At 37.0% G+C, this 15,348-nt stretch carries 16 protein-coding genes; 3 read left to right on the plus strand and 13 right to left on the minus strand.

Annotated features, from left to right (window positions below):
- Positions 1–376: DUF308 domain-containing protein (locus K6G87_RS16930; protein ID WP_296839861.1), on the plus strand; the 376-nt coding region annotated here is incomplete at its 5' end.
- A 229-nt stretch (positions 377–605) separates the two neighbouring features.
- Here K6G87_RS16930 and K6G87_RS16935 read toward each other — a convergent pair.
- Positions 606–1,901 (minus strand): alpha/beta hydrolase-fold protein, encoded by a 1,296-nt coding sequence (locus K6G87_RS16935; RefSeq protein WP_296839864.1) that lies wholly within the window; start codon positions 1,899–1,901, stop codon positions 606–608.
- Between the two features lie 334 nt (positions 1,902–2,235).
- Between K6G87_RS16935 and K6G87_RS16940 the strand changes: the two genes are divergently transcribed.
- Entirely contained in the window at positions 2,236–2,505 is a 270-nt protein-coding gene (locus tag K6G87_RS16940) for a transcriptional repressor (RefSeq protein ID WP_296839867.1), read from the plus strand.
- 57 nt (positions 2,506–2,562) lie between these two features.
- Here K6G87_RS16940 and K6G87_RS16945 read toward each other — a convergent pair whose 3' ends face one another.
- From K6G87_RS16945 to K6G87_RS16955, 3 genes are read right to left on the minus strand one after another with little or no spacing between them, the layout of a single operon-like run.
- Positions 2,563–3,006, minus strand: coding sequence for an ATP-binding protein (locus K6G87_RS16945; protein WP_296839869.1), 444 nt, complete (start codon positions 3,004–3,006; stop codon positions 2,563–2,565).
- Positions 3,006–3,302, minus strand: coding sequence for an STAS domain-containing protein (locus K6G87_RS16950; RefSeq protein ID WP_296839872.1), 297 nt, complete (start codon positions 3,300–3,302; stop codon positions 3,006–3,008). The genes K6G87_RS16945 and K6G87_RS16950 overlap by 1 nt, the downstream gene beginning before the upstream one ends.
- Positions 3,303–3,329: 27 nt before the next feature.
- Positions 3,330–4,547, minus strand: coding sequence for a hypothetical protein (locus K6G87_RS16955; protein ID WP_296839874.1), 1,218 nt, complete (start codon positions 4,545–4,547; stop codon positions 3,330–3,332).
- A gap of 178 nt (positions 4,548–4,725) precedes the next feature.
- Between K6G87_RS16955 and K6G87_RS16960 the strand changes: the two genes are divergently transcribed.
- Complete coding sequence (locus tag K6G87_RS16960) at positions 4,726–5,490, plus strand: hypothetical protein (protein ID WP_296839877.1); 765 nt, start codon at positions 4,726–4,728, stop codon at positions 5,488–5,490.
- Between the two features lie 40 nt (positions 5,491–5,530).
- On the opposite strand, the gene K6G87_RS16965 is transcribed toward K6G87_RS16960, so the two are convergent.
- The 9 genes from K6G87_RS16965 to K6G87_RS17005 all read right to left on the minus strand — a co-directional run bounded on the left by K6G87_RS16965 (position 5,531) and on the right by K6G87_RS17005 (position 15,163).
- Entirely contained in the window at positions 5,531–6,712 is a 1,182-nt protein-coding gene (locus K6G87_RS16965; protein WP_296839880.1) for a hypothetical protein, read from the minus strand.
- A 42-nt stretch (positions 6,713–6,754) separates the two neighbouring features.
- Positions 6,755–7,123, minus strand: coding sequence for a hypothetical protein (locus K6G87_RS16970; RefSeq protein ID WP_296839882.1), 369 nt, complete (start codon positions 7,121–7,123; stop codon positions 6,755–6,757).
- 166 nt (positions 7,124–7,289) lie between these two features.
- Positions 7,290–8,099, minus strand: a complete 810-nt coding sequence (locus K6G87_RS16975) for a response regulator (protein ID WP_296839885.1) — start codon at positions 8,097–8,099, stop codon at positions 7,290–7,292.
- Complete coding sequence (locus K6G87_RS16980) at positions 8,096–8,611, minus strand: hypothetical protein (protein ID WP_296839888.1); 516 nt, start codon at positions 8,609–8,611, stop codon at positions 8,096–8,098. The genes K6G87_RS16975 and K6G87_RS16980 overlap by 4 nt, the downstream gene beginning before the upstream one ends.
- Before the next feature lie 35 nt (positions 8,612–8,646).
- The gene (locus tag K6G87_RS16985) at positions 8,647–11,598 is read right to left on the minus strand and encodes an EAL domain-containing protein (RefSeq protein ID WP_296839891.1); all 2,952 of its coding nucleotides are present in this window, start codon (positions 11,596–11,598) and stop codon (positions 8,647–8,649) included.
- Between the two features lie 240 nt (positions 11,599–11,838).
- Positions 11,839–12,396 (minus strand): chromate transporter, encoded by a 558-nt coding sequence (locus K6G87_RS16990; protein ID WP_296839893.1) that lies wholly within the window; start codon positions 12,394–12,396, stop codon positions 11,839–11,841.
- Positions 12,393–12,965: a chromate transporter gene (locus K6G87_RS16995; protein WP_296839896.1), complete on the minus strand. Its 573-nt coding sequence runs from the start codon at positions 12,963–12,965 to the stop codon at positions 12,393–12,395. Before K6G87_RS16995 ends, K6G87_RS16990 begins: the two co-directional genes overlap by 4 nt.
- Positions 12,966–12,995: 30 nt before the next feature.
- Positions 12,996–13,724: a DUF134 domain-containing protein gene (locus tag K6G87_RS17000; RefSeq protein ID WP_296839900.1), complete on the minus strand. Its 729-nt coding sequence runs from the start codon at positions 13,722–13,724 to the stop codon at positions 12,996–12,998.
- Between the two features lie 113 nt (positions 13,725–13,837).
- Positions 13,838–15,163, minus strand: coding sequence for a YkvI family membrane protein (locus tag K6G87_RS17005; protein ID WP_296839903.1), 1,326 nt, complete (start codon positions 15,161–15,163; stop codon positions 13,838–13,840).
- Positions 15,164–15,348 lie beyond the last annotated feature (185 nt).

Consider the following 15,348-nt stretch of genomic DNA (forward strand, 5'->3'; position numbering starts at 1 on the left):
AAGAACACTATATCATTTGTATCTTTCCAAATGGAATCTCTATCAGGAAAGGACAATGGTATTTATAACCATCATCGCCTTTTTTATCTGCCAGTTTATATATTTTAAAGAACATGCGTTATTCATATTCAGCAATATATTTCTGGGAGTAGTATTCCTGATGTGGTCATATAACTGTGCCTGTGTACTTAAAAGCAATAAAAATATGCCCAAATTGGTCAGAGCACGTTACTGGATAGAAATGCCCATTTTTGTCATATTAGGACTTTTTGAATTCGTATCACCTCAGGCTACTATCACAACCTATGCCGTAAGTGTAGGCGGTATACTTGTAATTGACGGCATAAGCCGTTTAATAGAGTACTATAAGGCATGACTTCTAATACCAAATACTGTAGGGCGAAATGACAAATACCATAGAATGTATTAACAAATATCGTAAAACTAAATGATAAATATCATAGAACATAATAGCAAATACCGTAGAACTAAATGATAACAGTCATAAAATAGAGGTGTTCCTATAAATAACTATAGGAACACCTCTACTTGTTTTTTATTTACATGTATATGTTCAATCTACATTCCAATGTAACTTTATATCTTTATTCATTAGTCTGCTGGAACAACCATTCCATTACTGCAACGCAGTTATACGCATAGTCAAAGGATGCCATGTGATAAGCTGAGCTGTCTGTTCCTGAGGATGACATATCGCCGCTCATTTCACCTGATTCTGAATCTGAAGGTCCTGCAAAATCGCCGCTCATTCCTTCAGGAGCACTTCCATCTTCAGGAAGTGTAAATTCCTGTGAAGAATCTTCACTGCTTGAATCTTCAGATGAAGAAGGTCCACCAAATCCTCCTGACATGCTGCCCATATCACCGCTACCTGCAGCACTGTTACCTGTGCTTGCATCAATAGTGCCTGATGCCCATGAGATAAAATATGCATTTGTGCTTTCACCACTAAAAAGTTCTGTAGCTGCTTCTGAAAGTTCATCTACTGACCATGTTCCGTCCCACTGTGCATAAGTATATTCAATAGAATCTTCATCGAACATGCTCATTACTTCCTGCATTCCGTTCCATGCATTAGTGTCGTCTTCTGCTGCAAAGTATACAAATGTCTGACCTTCGAGGCCTTCAAGAAGGCTGATATCCCACTGACCATCTACAAACATACATGCTGCATAAAGATCAGGATACTCAGATGCAAGTATAAGTGTTGTCATACATCCCATTGATTGACCTGTTCCATAGATTCTGTCTGAATCTACAGAATACTCTTCTGTCATATAATCAATGAATCTCTTAGTAAGTTCTACATATTCTGTTGTTGTATAGCTTCCGTGATCATCAAGAATTGTCTCCGGATAAGTAGGAACTACTACAATTGAAGGATAAGCGCTCTGCCATTCTTCTGTTGCCCATACAAGACCGCCTCTTCCCTGAGTAAGAGAATATGTTGCGTCTGTTCCTGCACAGCTTGAATCACCTATAAATACAACCATAGGATATTCCTGTGATTCATCATATCCTTCAGGAAGATACAAGTTGTAAGTAATCGAAAGTCCTGTTTCCTCATCTGTATAAGTAAGCTGCTCGAAAAGGTCTGCATATGTATCTACAAGTGCTTCCTCATCTTCTGCAAGATCATTGGCTACCGCTCCAAGAGAGACAGATGTTTCCGTAGTTTCTGTGTCTGCAGCTTCTGTATCTGAGCTCTCAACAGATGCTTCTTCTGTACTTTCAACTTCCTGTGTATTATCAGTCTGTGCTGTCTCTGTACTTATTTCTGTTTCTGAAGTTGTTTCTGACTGGCTTTGTGTGCTTCCGCATGCCACAAGCGAGATCACCATTGCTGCTGTTAGTAGTGACGTTGCAAATTTCCTGAACATATTTTGTTCCTCCATAAAATATTAAATTATTAGTTTCGTGGAGTTTTTTATATTGCGAGCTACCATTCGCAGTGGAGTATCTTATAACGCGAGCTACCATTCGCAAACTATTTACGAGTTTTCATTCGCTGCAAGATAAATGTCATCAAGAATTGTGAACACAGATTTATCTTACAGGGACTATTTTATATTATAAACCTTATTTGAAACTAAAAAAATTTAAAAATATTATTTTTTTTTGAATTAATTTCCTCAAGCCTTGCGTTACCCATTGCTAACAAGAAGCTCATTTGTTATAATTTTGTTAGCAATAGGTAACGGATTGGGGATGACTATGAGCGATAAATATGTCTTATCTCTTTTAAAAGAAAAGGGATTCAGAATTACAAAACAGAGAAAACTTATAATAGATATTATTCTTCGTAGTGACAAATGTTCCTGTAAGGAAATCTATCATAAGGTTGTTACCAAAGACAGTACCATTGGCGCAGCTACAGTTTACAGAATGATCCGTCTTCTGGAAGACATAGAAGTTTTAGAACATGTTGACATGATCGTTCTTTCCAAACAAAGCAGAAATAAAAAATCTCCAGAGAAACTGTAGTATTAAGGACTCTGGAGATTTCTAATAACTATTTTGCTTTAAGATACCGATCAGTTTCTAACCTGTCATCTTTTTGGTCAGGGTAAAAATATTTTTACCATCTTCACGTTTATATAAAGCATCATCAACCATTTTTTTGACCATAAAAATGCCAAGACCCCCGATCTGCCTTTCTGCAGCAGACAAAGTGATATCAGGGTCCTCTTTGGCTAAAGGATTATATTCTATTCCTTCATCAATGAAGGTGAGCCTTACACTTTGATCATCTGAATCAAAAATAATCTCAGCAGGTCCTGTTCCGGTATCAGGAATAATATTACCTTCAGGATCAAGCTTCCCATAAGCATAATGCGCTATATTGACATAAATCTCTTCTACAACGAGATTCATCTGCATTATAAGCTTCATACTGCATCCGGCCTCTTCCATTTTCTCTTCTACAAAGGAATTGACCGTATCCAGATTCTCAAGTGTCGCTTCAATTTTTAATTGCCCGTTCATTATTCGATACTCAAAATGTCTGTAAAACCTGTTACTTCAAAGATTTCTTTAACATCTTCGCTTACGTTCTTTACAACCATGCTTCCCTGCTTGTTCATGGTCTTTTGAGCTGTAAGAAGAACACGAAGTCCTGCAGATGAAATGTACTCCAGCTTCTCAAGATCAAAAGAAAGCTTGGTTACTCCTTCAAGTGCACTTTTAAGGGCTTCATCCAATTCTGGCGCTGTAGATGTATCAAGTCTTCCTTCAAGCCCTATTGTGAGTTCACTTCCTGCCTTACTTTGATTAATTTTCATAATGTGTGTTTCTCCTTTCAGTACTTGTTATTTCATTTTGCATATGATTGTCATTTCTATATTATCGCCCTTAACTCCTACGAGTATATCGTTTGCGATATTAGCAACAATAGATTTTTCAAGTTCATCCCAGGCAAATTTAGAATCTTCAGTCACAGATGAGTCACCGCCATTTATATCATCAAGGCATTCTCTATAATCATTTAGTGACCACATCATTCCATATTCCGGAAGACCTTCAACACTGCTATATCTTCCCATTGCATTATAATCAAGATATACGCCGCCATATTCCTGGGCCATTTTAGTTGCATTCTCATAGCCAAGAATCTCGTTTTGGATCATGTCTCCAATCTTGTCCATAACGCCTTTTATGCTGGAATTCTTTTTATCAGTCGATACGGATAAAAGCTCTTGCTTTTTGCCGTAATCCATCTGTGTCTTGGCAACAAACTTTAAGCAATAACTCTTCTTGTACTTTTCAAGCCAGATAACAGCCTTATAGTTATCTGTCATGCCTTTAAGCATTCCAAGTGTCTCTTCAAATATAAGCTTGGCATGTATCGCATTTTTATTATCAAGAGAAAGCTCCTCTATGATATCATCGGCCTTTTCAAGTTCTGCAATAATATCCTTGCCTGATCCTACAAAGATCTGTCTTGAAGTCTTTTCAAGCGCATAAGATGGAATATAAGAAAGAGAACCGGTAAAATCCTTGGTTACTACCATTTTTATAACGTCCTTGCTTGTTGATATTTCTATATCATCTGCAAGATTGGAAACAAGAGATCTTTCAAGATCATCCCATGCCTCCAGGGAATATTTATCTTCTTCTCTCTTTGCTTTTATCTGTCTTTCATATTCTTTTAATGACCATGTATCTTCTTGAGGGGTATCTATCAGAAAAAGATCTATAAGTTTTCTAAAAAAACCTTTCTCTTCATAAACTGTACCTGATGTAGAAAGAGAACCAAGCTCAACTTTTTTACGATCATCAAGAACTGCTTCACTTTCTAATATAATGCGTGAAACTCTGCTATTTCCTTCATACCATAGCTCTACTGAACGAGTAACTATGATCTGCTTTACAAGCCTAAGTACTTCTTCTGTAAGAAGACGAAGTTTTAAATATTCCTTATCTTTTAAGCCTATGTCATCACCATAATCACTGAGAATATCATATAATCTATTTATATCGTCATTTATATTTCTAATCTTTACATGCTCAGAAATTATATAATCCATATAGAAAAGCCTCCATGTCGATTTATAATATTTTTAATGGTTATTTCATGTAAACATATAGGAAATCTTTTGACTTATAATAACTATATCATATATATACTATAATAACTCTTTTATCGCAAAAATATCACACCAAATTGTGATAAAATTTAACTAAATACTATTCTCGGAGAAGACCATGTATATTAACGTAAACAAACATATCCTGTCCAAAGCAATTATGAAAGTAGCTATTATAAGAATTCTGGCAGCTTTTTGTGAAGGTGCACTTCGCATAGCTGCTGATCATACCACCTCACTTAGTCCTGACATGATGGACATATTATTATGGCACTCACAGCTTGTTATTTCCGCTATACAAATAATAGCAACTGCCATTATTTTCCATATTACCTACAAAAAGCTAAGCCATTATATAAGCTTAGTTGAAAAAGGAGACAGAGAGAATATGGCTGATCTGCAAAAAGAATTTCTTGGTGACAAGCTTCCTTCGTTATCAGTTTCTTCTGTCAACAGACTTCTTCAGTTGTGGGGGGTAATTTTTGTAGGCGCTGAACTTATTTATGTCTTTACTTCGATAATGTATAGAAGATTCATTGCCATTTTGATGGAAGCGCTATCCATAGGAGAAGGCATGACGGACGGTACATTCGTCATGCTTTACAATATGACTCACGGGTTTAAGTATATTGAAATCCTTTCCGCTATACTTCTTGGCGTTGTAATTACCGGAATCTTCTTAAATGATCACCTTTTAAAAGTATCATCCCTTGTAATTCTTGTCGTATTCCTTCTGTCTTTCGCCGCCATGCAGATGCAGACTGTGTATCTTATGGGACGTGAAGTTGGAATAGTTTGGACATCTCTTATATATCACGCAACTGAAACCATAGGTCTTTTTCTTCTCGCTCTATATCTGTCCAGGAATTACAAGGGATTATGATACTTACTATGATCCAAGAAATCGATCTAATAAATCAATCTTAGAAATCTGCCAAAGCAGTGAAGTCAAGTCTCATATACTCTGAATCCATGCTTTCTATTCTTTCGTTATAGTCATCTTGTGTTATAGCTTCCCAGGCGTCATCAGATCCATAACATACAAACCATGGATTCTCTTCATTTTCATTTTCATCATATTTGTAAGCAATCTGACGATAAAGCTTAGTTGAGCCATAATCAAGGCTGTAAACATTGATTCCATACTGCTTTTCTGAGACTGTATATATATTGGCAAGTCCGCCATATGTAAGTGCATAGTATTTATTATCAAGCATACCGCTTGTAATAAGTGCAGGAGCTCCATCTACTATTGAATATACATCATATACAGTACTTGCTACCTCGAGTTCATCTATTATTCCTACAAGAAGCTCATCAATACCATCATGTGTTATATCCAGGTATGTAAAGCCTATAATATCAAGAGGATTGCCTTCTTCAAGCTGGGTAACAGCATAGAACTCAGGGCTCATTCCCTCTTCTTTAAATTTATCTTCATCATAACCTTTATTTACAGCTTCTACATACTTTGCGACAACATCTTCATATAGATCTTCGCCCTTGGTTCCTGCTCCATATGTAAATACGCCGTCATTGTTTGCTGTTACATTCTCAAGTATTGTCTCTGCGTTGTTATAAAGGCTCGCATAATTTTCAGGCATCTCTGTGCCTACTGTGTAGTCCCACTGAACATCTGAAGGATATCCAAGACATACGTTGTAGGTTGTACCATCTGCTTCAAGCTCGCCAATCTTTTTGTACATTCCGCTTTGAAGCATATCATTGTTAAGATCTACATGTACTGAGAAGGCATATCCGCCATATCCGGCTTCATTACTTTCTTTATCATAAATAGAAATATCTTCGCCATTTACATATGCAAGATACTTACCCTTATATTCATTAGGCATTGTTAATGTTATAAGATCTGTAGAAAGGACTGTATCCTCTACATATTCTATATCTTCTTCAACATACTCATCATAATCTTCTAAATCTTCTGCATCATCTTGTGTTTCTTCACTACTTACAGATGCGTCTAAAACTGCCGCTTCTTCATTTAATACTTCGCTTTCAGCACTCTCACCTGATACTCCCTGACTTCCGCAGGCTGTGAGAGTAAGCATAATGCCTGTCATCACCATAACGATTTTCTTTTTCATAATATTCTCCTTCAAACTTTTATATATCTTATGTAATATTTGTTAACCTGCAAATTCACTTGTATGTCCACAGTGTGGGCAATCTACATGTGTTCTGGTTACATCTGCTGAAAAGTTCTCATGGCAGAAGGGGCAAGCGATCTGCATAAACTGTTCAAGACTTTCATGAGCTTCATTTACTGCTTCGTTCTCTATATGCTCAGCTTCTGTAGCTTCTGCTTCGCTTGCATTATGTTCTGATACGTTATAAGTTGTCTCAACTACTATCTGCTCGTTTTGCTGTATGTTATGATCTTCATCGAAGGTATCTCCGCCAAGTGATAAATATAAAGCAATTGCTGCTACTGCTATAGCAAGTACCATCTTTACCATTCTTGAGTTTTCAGCCATCATCTTTGCATCTTCGTTCATCTTACTTTCCTCCCGTTCATTTCTTAACTTTTGTTATCTTATGAACTTAGTATATAAGATGAACTGTCACACTTTTATCACACGAACAGAAGTGTAGTATTTATGCACATCTGAAGCTGTTTAGAACTGGTAAAAAAACAAATATCACACATATTTTATGACTCTATCACACTTCTTCCAGATCGTAACTTATCTCATCAAGCTCTGCATGGAAGAACTCTGACCAGCTGTACTGGTTCATATAATCACCGATATATTTATATTTAGATTCGTTCTTTTTATCCAGCCAGTCATAAAGATCACACTCAATCTTGTCTTTGGCTATAGCCATACTGCCTCGCTGCTTTAGGATTATTCCATCAAGCTTAAGTTTTCTAAAGGTATTCTGAAGATCCTGACGAAGATTGCAAAGGTATGAGAGCTTCTTATCAGGATCTCCGTCATCTTCCCACAAAGAAGCTATGATCTCGCCATTTGTAGTCTGTGCGCCTCTGTTATTGACAAGAAGAGCGACTATCTCTTTGGTCCTTTTATACTTAAATTCCACAGGCTTACCATCTACGAAAAGCTCGAAATTACCAAATGTAAATGCAAAAACCCTTTTATACTTCTTACTGATTTCAGGGAAGCGGAGTGATCCAAGCTCCTTTTGAACTTCTAAAAGGCTTCCGGGCTTTTTTAGGTATCCGCTAGCATGAAGCTTCATAGCTTCAAAGGCATAATCAGTATGTTCTGATATATATATCAAATTAATATGGGGATTAAGCTCTGTCAGATATTTACCAAGATCTATACCATTTAATTCCGGCATTTTGACATCAAGAAATGCTACGTCAATTTCTTCTTCTCTTGCCTTGGCAAGGGCTGCCAGAGAACTGTCAAAGTAATAACTTGTTGCATCCGGCATGGCCTTTGTGATAAATCCTTCTACCTTTTTTAAAGATGTGCTTTCGTCATCTACTGCAAGTATTGTCAATTTTGGCCTCCTGTTGGTAATGATATGCTTTTAAGCTGCTGGTTTTTTCTTTGCTGAGCTGTCATATGAAGGGGATCTGCTTCACCTACAACAAGCGTCTCACCATCATTTAGAGCAGCTTCATGCAACGGTCCGGAATTCATATCAGAAAGAACAAGAGCCGCAAATCTGTCAAAGTTATCATCGTCAATTACAGGAAAATGGTACTTCATGCGGTACCAGTGCTCCGGATCATATCCGGCTCCTCCAATATATAGCCTGTCAGCCGTATCCGCCACTTCCTGCGGACCTGCTATATCCCCTGCATCGAGACCTGCTTCTTCGCAAAAGAGAATTCCATATGCTTTAAGCAATCTCTCTCTTACGGTTTCATCGCTTCCATTTTTATTCTTCCTTCCTGTAAGCGAGTCCATTACTTCATAATAATAATCCTGTGATTCTTCGCTTTCTTCAAAACTTACAATCGCATCATACAATTTTTTGAAGTCAACATTCTGATTAGCAGATGACACGTCTATTTCCTCCTCTTTTACCAAAAATATATATTTTATAATTTTAATAATCTCTTATTCTGGTACATATTGGCATCGGCTTTAGAGAATACATCAGCAACGCATCTTTCATTGCGATACCTTGCCATTCCTCCTGCGATGACAACTTCTCCAGTATCTTTATTTTTAATATTACTCTCATTTAGAAGATCCATAAGTTTGTCTATATTATTATAATCTGAGCCTTGGGCAAAAACAGCAAATTCATCTCCGCCAACCCTGTATACGGGACTATGACGGAATATCTTACATATAATATTGCAGCCTTGTCTTATATATTCATCTCCTGCCTGATGTCCCTTGGTATCATTGACCATCTTAAGGCCATTAATATCCATAACTACAATTGCAAATTCCTGCGGCTCACCCTGCTCGATAAGGCTGTCTATCTGAGCTTCAACGTCTATATAGGCATGCTTATTCTTAACTCCTGTAAGAGCATCAAGATTAGCCTCATTCCTTGCGGCAGTAAGCTTAGATGCAGCTTCCTGTTCTCTTCTTATCTGCTCGTTAATGTCCATTATACCAAAAAGTAGTTTTTTCCCATCCTTTTCATCTACAAGGGCTACTCGAAGCATGACATATTTGGCTTCTCCACCTCGCATTTCCCTGTATATCGTAGAGAAAATCCCTGTCTGTTCTATCTGCTTTTTAATATTTTCCATATTAAGTTCATCAATGACCCTGTCAAGATCTTCCGGATGAACCATTACCTTGCAGGCGATTTTAAAATTATCGAGGAAATGATATCCGGATAAAGGAAGCCCGGATTTTATCTTCCTTTCCTTATGAGTGTATGTTGTATACTCACTTGTATAAGGATTAATGGTAAATATTACAACATAATTACCGGAAAGAGCAGCTATTCTTGAGTAGGTAATCTGTTCTTCCTTGATCCTTTCGAATGATTCCTGCTGCTTTTTCTGAGCGTCGATATTACTGATGCCTATTATTATCTCATTTCCTTTTGTCTTAATGCGGACAGCTTTAAGGTGAATATATATAGGTTCACCCTTTTCAACAATACGTGTAGTCAGTGTATATACACCATTTTTATTAAGCGCATCCAATATTTTCTCTTTAGTAAAGCTACTCGTAAATTCATCTATATCTTCACTATAGATATTTACTATACCTTCATTTTTGATATGCTCAAAAAAATTCCTGCCATGCCTTTCTATGGAAAGATCATCATAGGAAACTCCAGAACTATATTCAACGAAATTATCCGTATCGAGATCAACATAATATAAAGACATGTAATCAGATGACAAAGTCTGGGCTATATAGTTATATGAAAAGTTTTCTTTATTTTTAACCCCTTCTACTCCAAGGATCATAACAACAAAGGCAACAACATTTGTAACAAGATTTACTGCTACACGTCTTATAAGAATATGCGCCACCTCTCCATCAGGAGATCTTTCATCCAGTATTACTCTTTTACCATCAAGAGCACACTGTTTGAGCGCTTTGATAAAAACTCTTTTCCTGCCACCAAGAAACTCATCAATGCTTTCTATCTTGCTTTCAGAAGATGATCTGATATCAAAGTTTCTTGAAAAGAATTCTTTATAGGATGGATTAGCTCTTACAATCCAGTGATCCGTCTCGTTCATCTCCATTATAGCCATAGGTATAGTGTTAAAATAATTATTCAGAAGGTTCTCATTATCATCGTCCTCAGTAAATGTCAGATCATAAAGATTAACCTTACCAATAATGGAATAATAGTCAGATTCCTTGGGATTTTCAAATCCTATCTGTATGCCTTTTCTATATCTTTCGATTATTTCTTCCATAGGAATAGGCTTAACATAATAGTAACCTTGAAGCTTGGCACATCCTATTTCCTTAAGGAATTCTGCCTGTTCTTTGGTTTCAACGCCTTCAACAACTGCATCTATATTAAGAGCAACTGCCATTTTGATAAGCTCTGTAAGGATGATCCTGTTAGCATCACTTTCATTTATATGCCTAATATACTGCATATCAAATTTTATGGTATCAAAATGAATCTTCTGAAGTAGTTCCGGAGAAGAATACCCACTTCCATAATCATCCATCCAGATCTTAAATCCAAGAGCCTGAAATCTCTCAATCTGTTCTGTCATAAAATCGACATCTTTGCCGATGACACTTTCAGTAATCTCTATTGTAAGCTTTGAGTGCTCAATCCCGGCTTCATCCATTCGCCTTCTGATCTCTTCAACTATATCGCAGGAATAAAAGTCAGTCCTTGAAAGGTTCAATGTCTGGGGGACAACATAAAGACCAGCTTCTTCCTGATCCTTTAATTTTCTGATAATAAGATCTGTTACATACAGATCCAGCTTATAAACCAGTCCTGATTCTTCAAGAACAGGAATGAATTCATCAGGCATTATAATTCCCCTGTCAGGATCTATCCATCTTGAAAGAGCCTCCTCTTCACATACTCTTCCATTTGAAGCTCTGACTATTGCCTGATAATAAACTTTGATCCATCCTTCATTAAGAGCTTTATTAAAATTAGTGATAACATAATGCCTTATTTCCTGCTTACTTCCTTTTTCAGCAGAATTCTCTGCAGGCCCTTCATCTGTATATGTTACCATTGCAAGGCTATAACCGCCCGGCTTATTTATATGCTTGCCAATGGCCTTGACATTTCTATATTGTCCTTTGATCTTAATTCTGAAATGAACCTTGTATTCTTCTCCATTTGCAGCAAAACGGTAAGCAGAGTCTGCAATTCTTGCTATATCATCCGAATGAGTATTCATATACATTTCATTATCAATCTTATCAAAGGCTTCCTGCCTGTCTTTAAAACCAAACATTTCAAGAAAGCCGCCTGATACAGCGACCGTTACCATCTTACTGTCAAGATATTGATAGATTACGAATGGAAATGGATTGTTCTCGATAAGAGCTAGTTCTTCCTTACTATAGCAGTATTTATTCATCCGCGTTCCTCATATAATCCCCGATAGACAATATAACCCTACATTTTATTTTATCGCTTTTTCGTTGATTGGTCACCAATTGTGAGCAATTTTTTTCTAAAATCAAAGATTAATTTAATGCGAATTTAAATCGCTATATTACTGTCTCTAAGATCTCATGTTCCAGAGCCCACTAAAAAAGGCTTACACCCAGGAGATGCAAACCTTAAAAATATTACTTTTAAAATATAATTATTACTCTTAGTACATTATGACTCCCATTACAGCTGATATTACTATCATTGCAATTGGAGATATTTTCTTTTTGAAAACTTTACCAGAGCCATAATAGATGGCAAATAAGATCACGGTCATAATAACAGGCATGAAATTATCTGCATCCTGAGAAAATGATTCTGTCAGATTACTTATGATCATGTACAATCCTGTAGCCAGAATTATTCCTGTAATACTGGGCTTTAATCCTTCAAGAACAGCCTGGACATATCTGTTCTCAAGTGCCTTTTTTAACAGAAAAAGGGTTATAAGGATTATGATAAAAGATGGAAATGCAACAGTCAGCGTTGCAAGCAACGCTCCCGGAAATCCTGCTTTATTACTTCCGATATAAGTAGCGAGATTGACCATGATAGGTCCAGGCGTACTCTCACTTACTGCTATCATATTTACAAGCTCTTCTTCACTCATCCAGCCATGAGATAATACCACATCTCTTATAAGAGGTATGGCTCCATATGCTCCGCCAAATGAAAAGAATCCAACCTTTAAAAAGCCAATAAAAAGATCTAAATATATCATTTGATATCACCGCCTTTAGCCTGTAATGAATTATGTACCATGTATATAGCAAGGCTGATGGCTCCTGCTATAAGCATAATACTTACTGATGAAAAGGTCAGTGAATATATGTTGATAAGCATCATGGCTGCAAAAGAGCACACAAGGATAATAATGGCAAAAGGCCTTTTTTTCATCTTAGTGATCATCCTGATCGCAGCATCAAATATAAGAATTCCAACTGCAATACGGATCCCTTTAAATGCATTTGCTATTATTGTGATCTCCATAAAGTTATCAAGAAACATTGATATCAAAAAGATTATTATAAAAGATGGAGTTATAACTCCAAGCGTAGCTGAGATAGCGCCCATAAGTCCACTTTGCTTATATCCTACAAAGGTAGCAAGATTTATAGCTACAGGTCCGGGGGTAGACTCTGCCACAACTGTGACATTCATCATATCATCATGAGTAATCCACTTCTTCTCATCTACGCATATATTCTCAATAATCGGTATCATGGCATATCCGCCGCCAAAGGTGAACAGACCTATCTTAAAAAATATTGCAAACAGTGAAAGTATCATTTTATTACCTTTTGACCTTTGCTTCTTGAATTAATGATGGCATCCACCATGTCCGCATGAATGACCTTCTCCATGCTCATGGTCATGATGATCACAGTTAGCTTCACTGTCTGCTTCAAGAGTTCCTGCTATAAGAGCTTCTACTGCCTTGTCTGTATCTCCACTTACGCCTGCAAAAAGCTTGATTCCGGCTTCTTCAAGTGCCCTCTTTGCTCCGCCGCCAATTCCGCCGCAGATAAGAGAATCAACTTTAGCTACATTTAAAATACCTGCAAGTGCTCCGCATCCCTCGCCATTGGTTCCAAGGATCTGTGAGTTTGTGATCTTGTTATCTTCTATATCATAAACCTTGAACTGCTCTGTCTTACCAAAATGTCCGAATACATTACCGTTATCGTATGTTACTGCTACTCTCATTGTTTTATCTCCTTTTTCTTTGATAAATGCTTTAATACTATTTCTATCTGTGTCAATTTCAATATTGCCACCTGTGATACGAAGCCTCTTACCTTCCACGATAGCGCTTATCATCTTCTTCCTGGCACTTTCATACATAGCAGTTACAGTGGTTCTGGCTACGCCCATTCGCATTGCGCATTCTTCCTGATTAAGGTCTTCATAATCAAGAAGTCTTATGGTCTCGTACTCATCAAGAGTCATCATGATAGATTCAAAGCTGTCTATATCTGCATCTTCAGGAACGAAGCTGTAATGATTAGGAAAGCTGTATATCTTCCTAAGCTTTGTTGTTCTTGGCATAGTAGTCCTCCATTAATCAAAATTGACATATGTCAGAATTACTATAGTACCCATTCTGACATATGTCAATATATTTGTTTTTACAAACGCATTAGTTTCGTTATATCAAATACTCAACTATCTTCGTTCCTTTTTTCTTCAATACTTTGTTTTAGCTTGTCATTGTCAACCTGCAGATTCTCCTGTGCAAAAGCTTTCGAATCATCTGTATTCTCAAGGATAGCCTTGGCAGTTTCGTGGACATCGCTAAGTAAGGTGTCTGTATCAGCAGGGCTTAACTTACCAAGCTCGTGCATGAGCTTTTTGTCTTCTTTGGTTGATTTACGGTTAGGATCCTGCCTCTTTAGTGAAAGACTGATCATCTTCCTTCTGGAATACTTTTCAAACATAATATCCTTATGATCTCTTACAAAAGCGTATAAAAGAACTGCAAGAAGTAATATCCCCATGTATCCAAGTACAGGATATAAGAGACCTATAAGGCGTTTGAAGCCGCCAAAGCTACATATATATCCGACTATAACAACACCTATAATGATCATACGCATTTTCTTTATATCACCTTTTGAAAATCGTCTTGCGATGGAATAGTATAAAGAAAAAGCTGTATTAAAGATAAGTGCAAATACAGTAAGAGCATATATTATGGCAAGTACAGGAGAGATGGTATCTACAATAGCAAGCATCGGCATATCAGCATCTTTGACTTTATCAATATTTGCAAAAAGAGAAAATGAAGCTGCAAGAATTATAACGCCTATCATGATACCGCCATACAGACCGCCTTTTTCAGCCTGACCTATACGTACCAGTGATCCTCCAAGTATAAATGCCATAGATACTCCCGTCATGGCACACAGGGCATAATAGTTGATCGCGGACAACCACAGATTGCTCATTGCAGGCTCAATAGTCCTTGCTTCGATATCAAGAGCAGCAAAATCATAGGTCTTGCCTATAAAAGTATAAGCTGTTATAAGAAGTATCATTACTATCATTACTGGTGTGAAAATACCAAGTACATTGGTAATCTTATCAAAATCCATGAATGCCACAATAATGATAAGAATAGAGCATATAAGAGATCCAAGCCATGCAGGGATTCCAAATTGCTGATTGAGATTTGAACCTGCACCGGCGACCATTACAAAGCCCATTATAAAACTTCCGATTATAAGAACTACATCAAGTATTCTTGTAACCAGTGGATGAGTGATATTTGAAAAAACTTCTTCATGATTATCTGCTCTGTAATAGCTTCCGAAAGTTACCATGATTCTGCCAAATACAGCATTTAACACTCCAAGAAGAGCGACTCCAAAAAGTCCCTTTTGACCAAAACACAAAAAATACTGCATAAGGTCCTGACCACTTGATAAACCTGCGCCAACAATTACTCCGATATATGCAAATGCTATCTTCCACCAGGTGTTTTTCAAATAGCTACCTCCAAAGAATCATAGTATTTAAACTATACTCGTTTAATAATATGACGTAAGGGTCAAAAGTCATTTCGATTCGAGCTTGCTCGAAATCGAATATGAATTTATGACCCGCCAAACATGAGCAAAGTAGCACGTAGTGCGGATTTGCGAATGTTTGAGGGCGCAAGACATCCGGGGGA

This window comes from Butyrivibrio sp., from assembly GCF_024699075.1.

Bases quoted from the DNA above. Each gene is read 5' to 3' on its own strand.
- K6G87_RS16935 (WP_296839864.1), bottom strand. From the start codon at position 1,901: ATGTTCAGGAAATTTGCAACGTCACTACTAACAGCAGCAATGGTGATC.
- K6G87_RS16940 (WP_296839867.1), top strand. From the start codon at position 2,236: ATGAGCGATAAATATGTCTTATCTCTTTTAAAAGAAAAGGGATTCAGA.
- K6G87_RS16945 (WP_296839869.1), bottom strand. From the start codon at position 3,006: ATGAACGGGCAATTAAAAATTGAAGCGACACTTGAGAATCTGGATACG.
- K6G87_RS16950 (WP_296839872.1), bottom strand. From the start codon at position 3,302: ATGAAAATTAATCAAAGTAAGGCAGGAAGTGAACTCACAATAGGGCTT.
- K6G87_RS16955 (WP_296839874.1), bottom strand. From the start codon at position 4,547: ATGGATTATATAATTTCTGAGCATGTAAAGATTAGAAATATAAATGAC.
- K6G87_RS16960 (WP_296839877.1), top strand. From the start codon at position 4,726: ATGTATATTAACGTAAACAAACATATCCTGTCCAAAGCAATTATGAAA.
- K6G87_RS16965 (WP_296839880.1), bottom strand. From the start codon at position 6,712: ATGAAAAAGAAAATCGTTATGGTGATGACAGGCATTATGCTTACTCTC.
- K6G87_RS16970 (WP_296839882.1), bottom strand. From the start codon at position 7,123: ATGAACGAAGATGCAAAGATGATGGCTGAAAACTCAAGAATGGTAAAG.
- K6G87_RS16985 (WP_296839891.1), bottom strand. From the start codon at position 11,598: ATGAATAAATACTGCTATAGTAAGGAAGAACTAGCTCTTATCGAGAAC.
- K6G87_RS16990 (WP_296839893.1), bottom strand. From the start codon at position 12,396: ATGATATATTTAGATCTTTTTATTGGCTTTTTAAAGGTTGGATTCTTT.
- K6G87_RS16995 (WP_296839896.1), bottom strand. From the start codon at position 12,965: ATGATACTTTCACTGTTTGCAATATTTTTTAAGATAGGTCTGTTCACC.
- K6G87_RS17000 (WP_296839900.1), bottom strand. From the start codon at position 13,724: ATGCCAAGAACAACAAAGCTTAGGAAGATATACAGCTTTCCTAATCAT.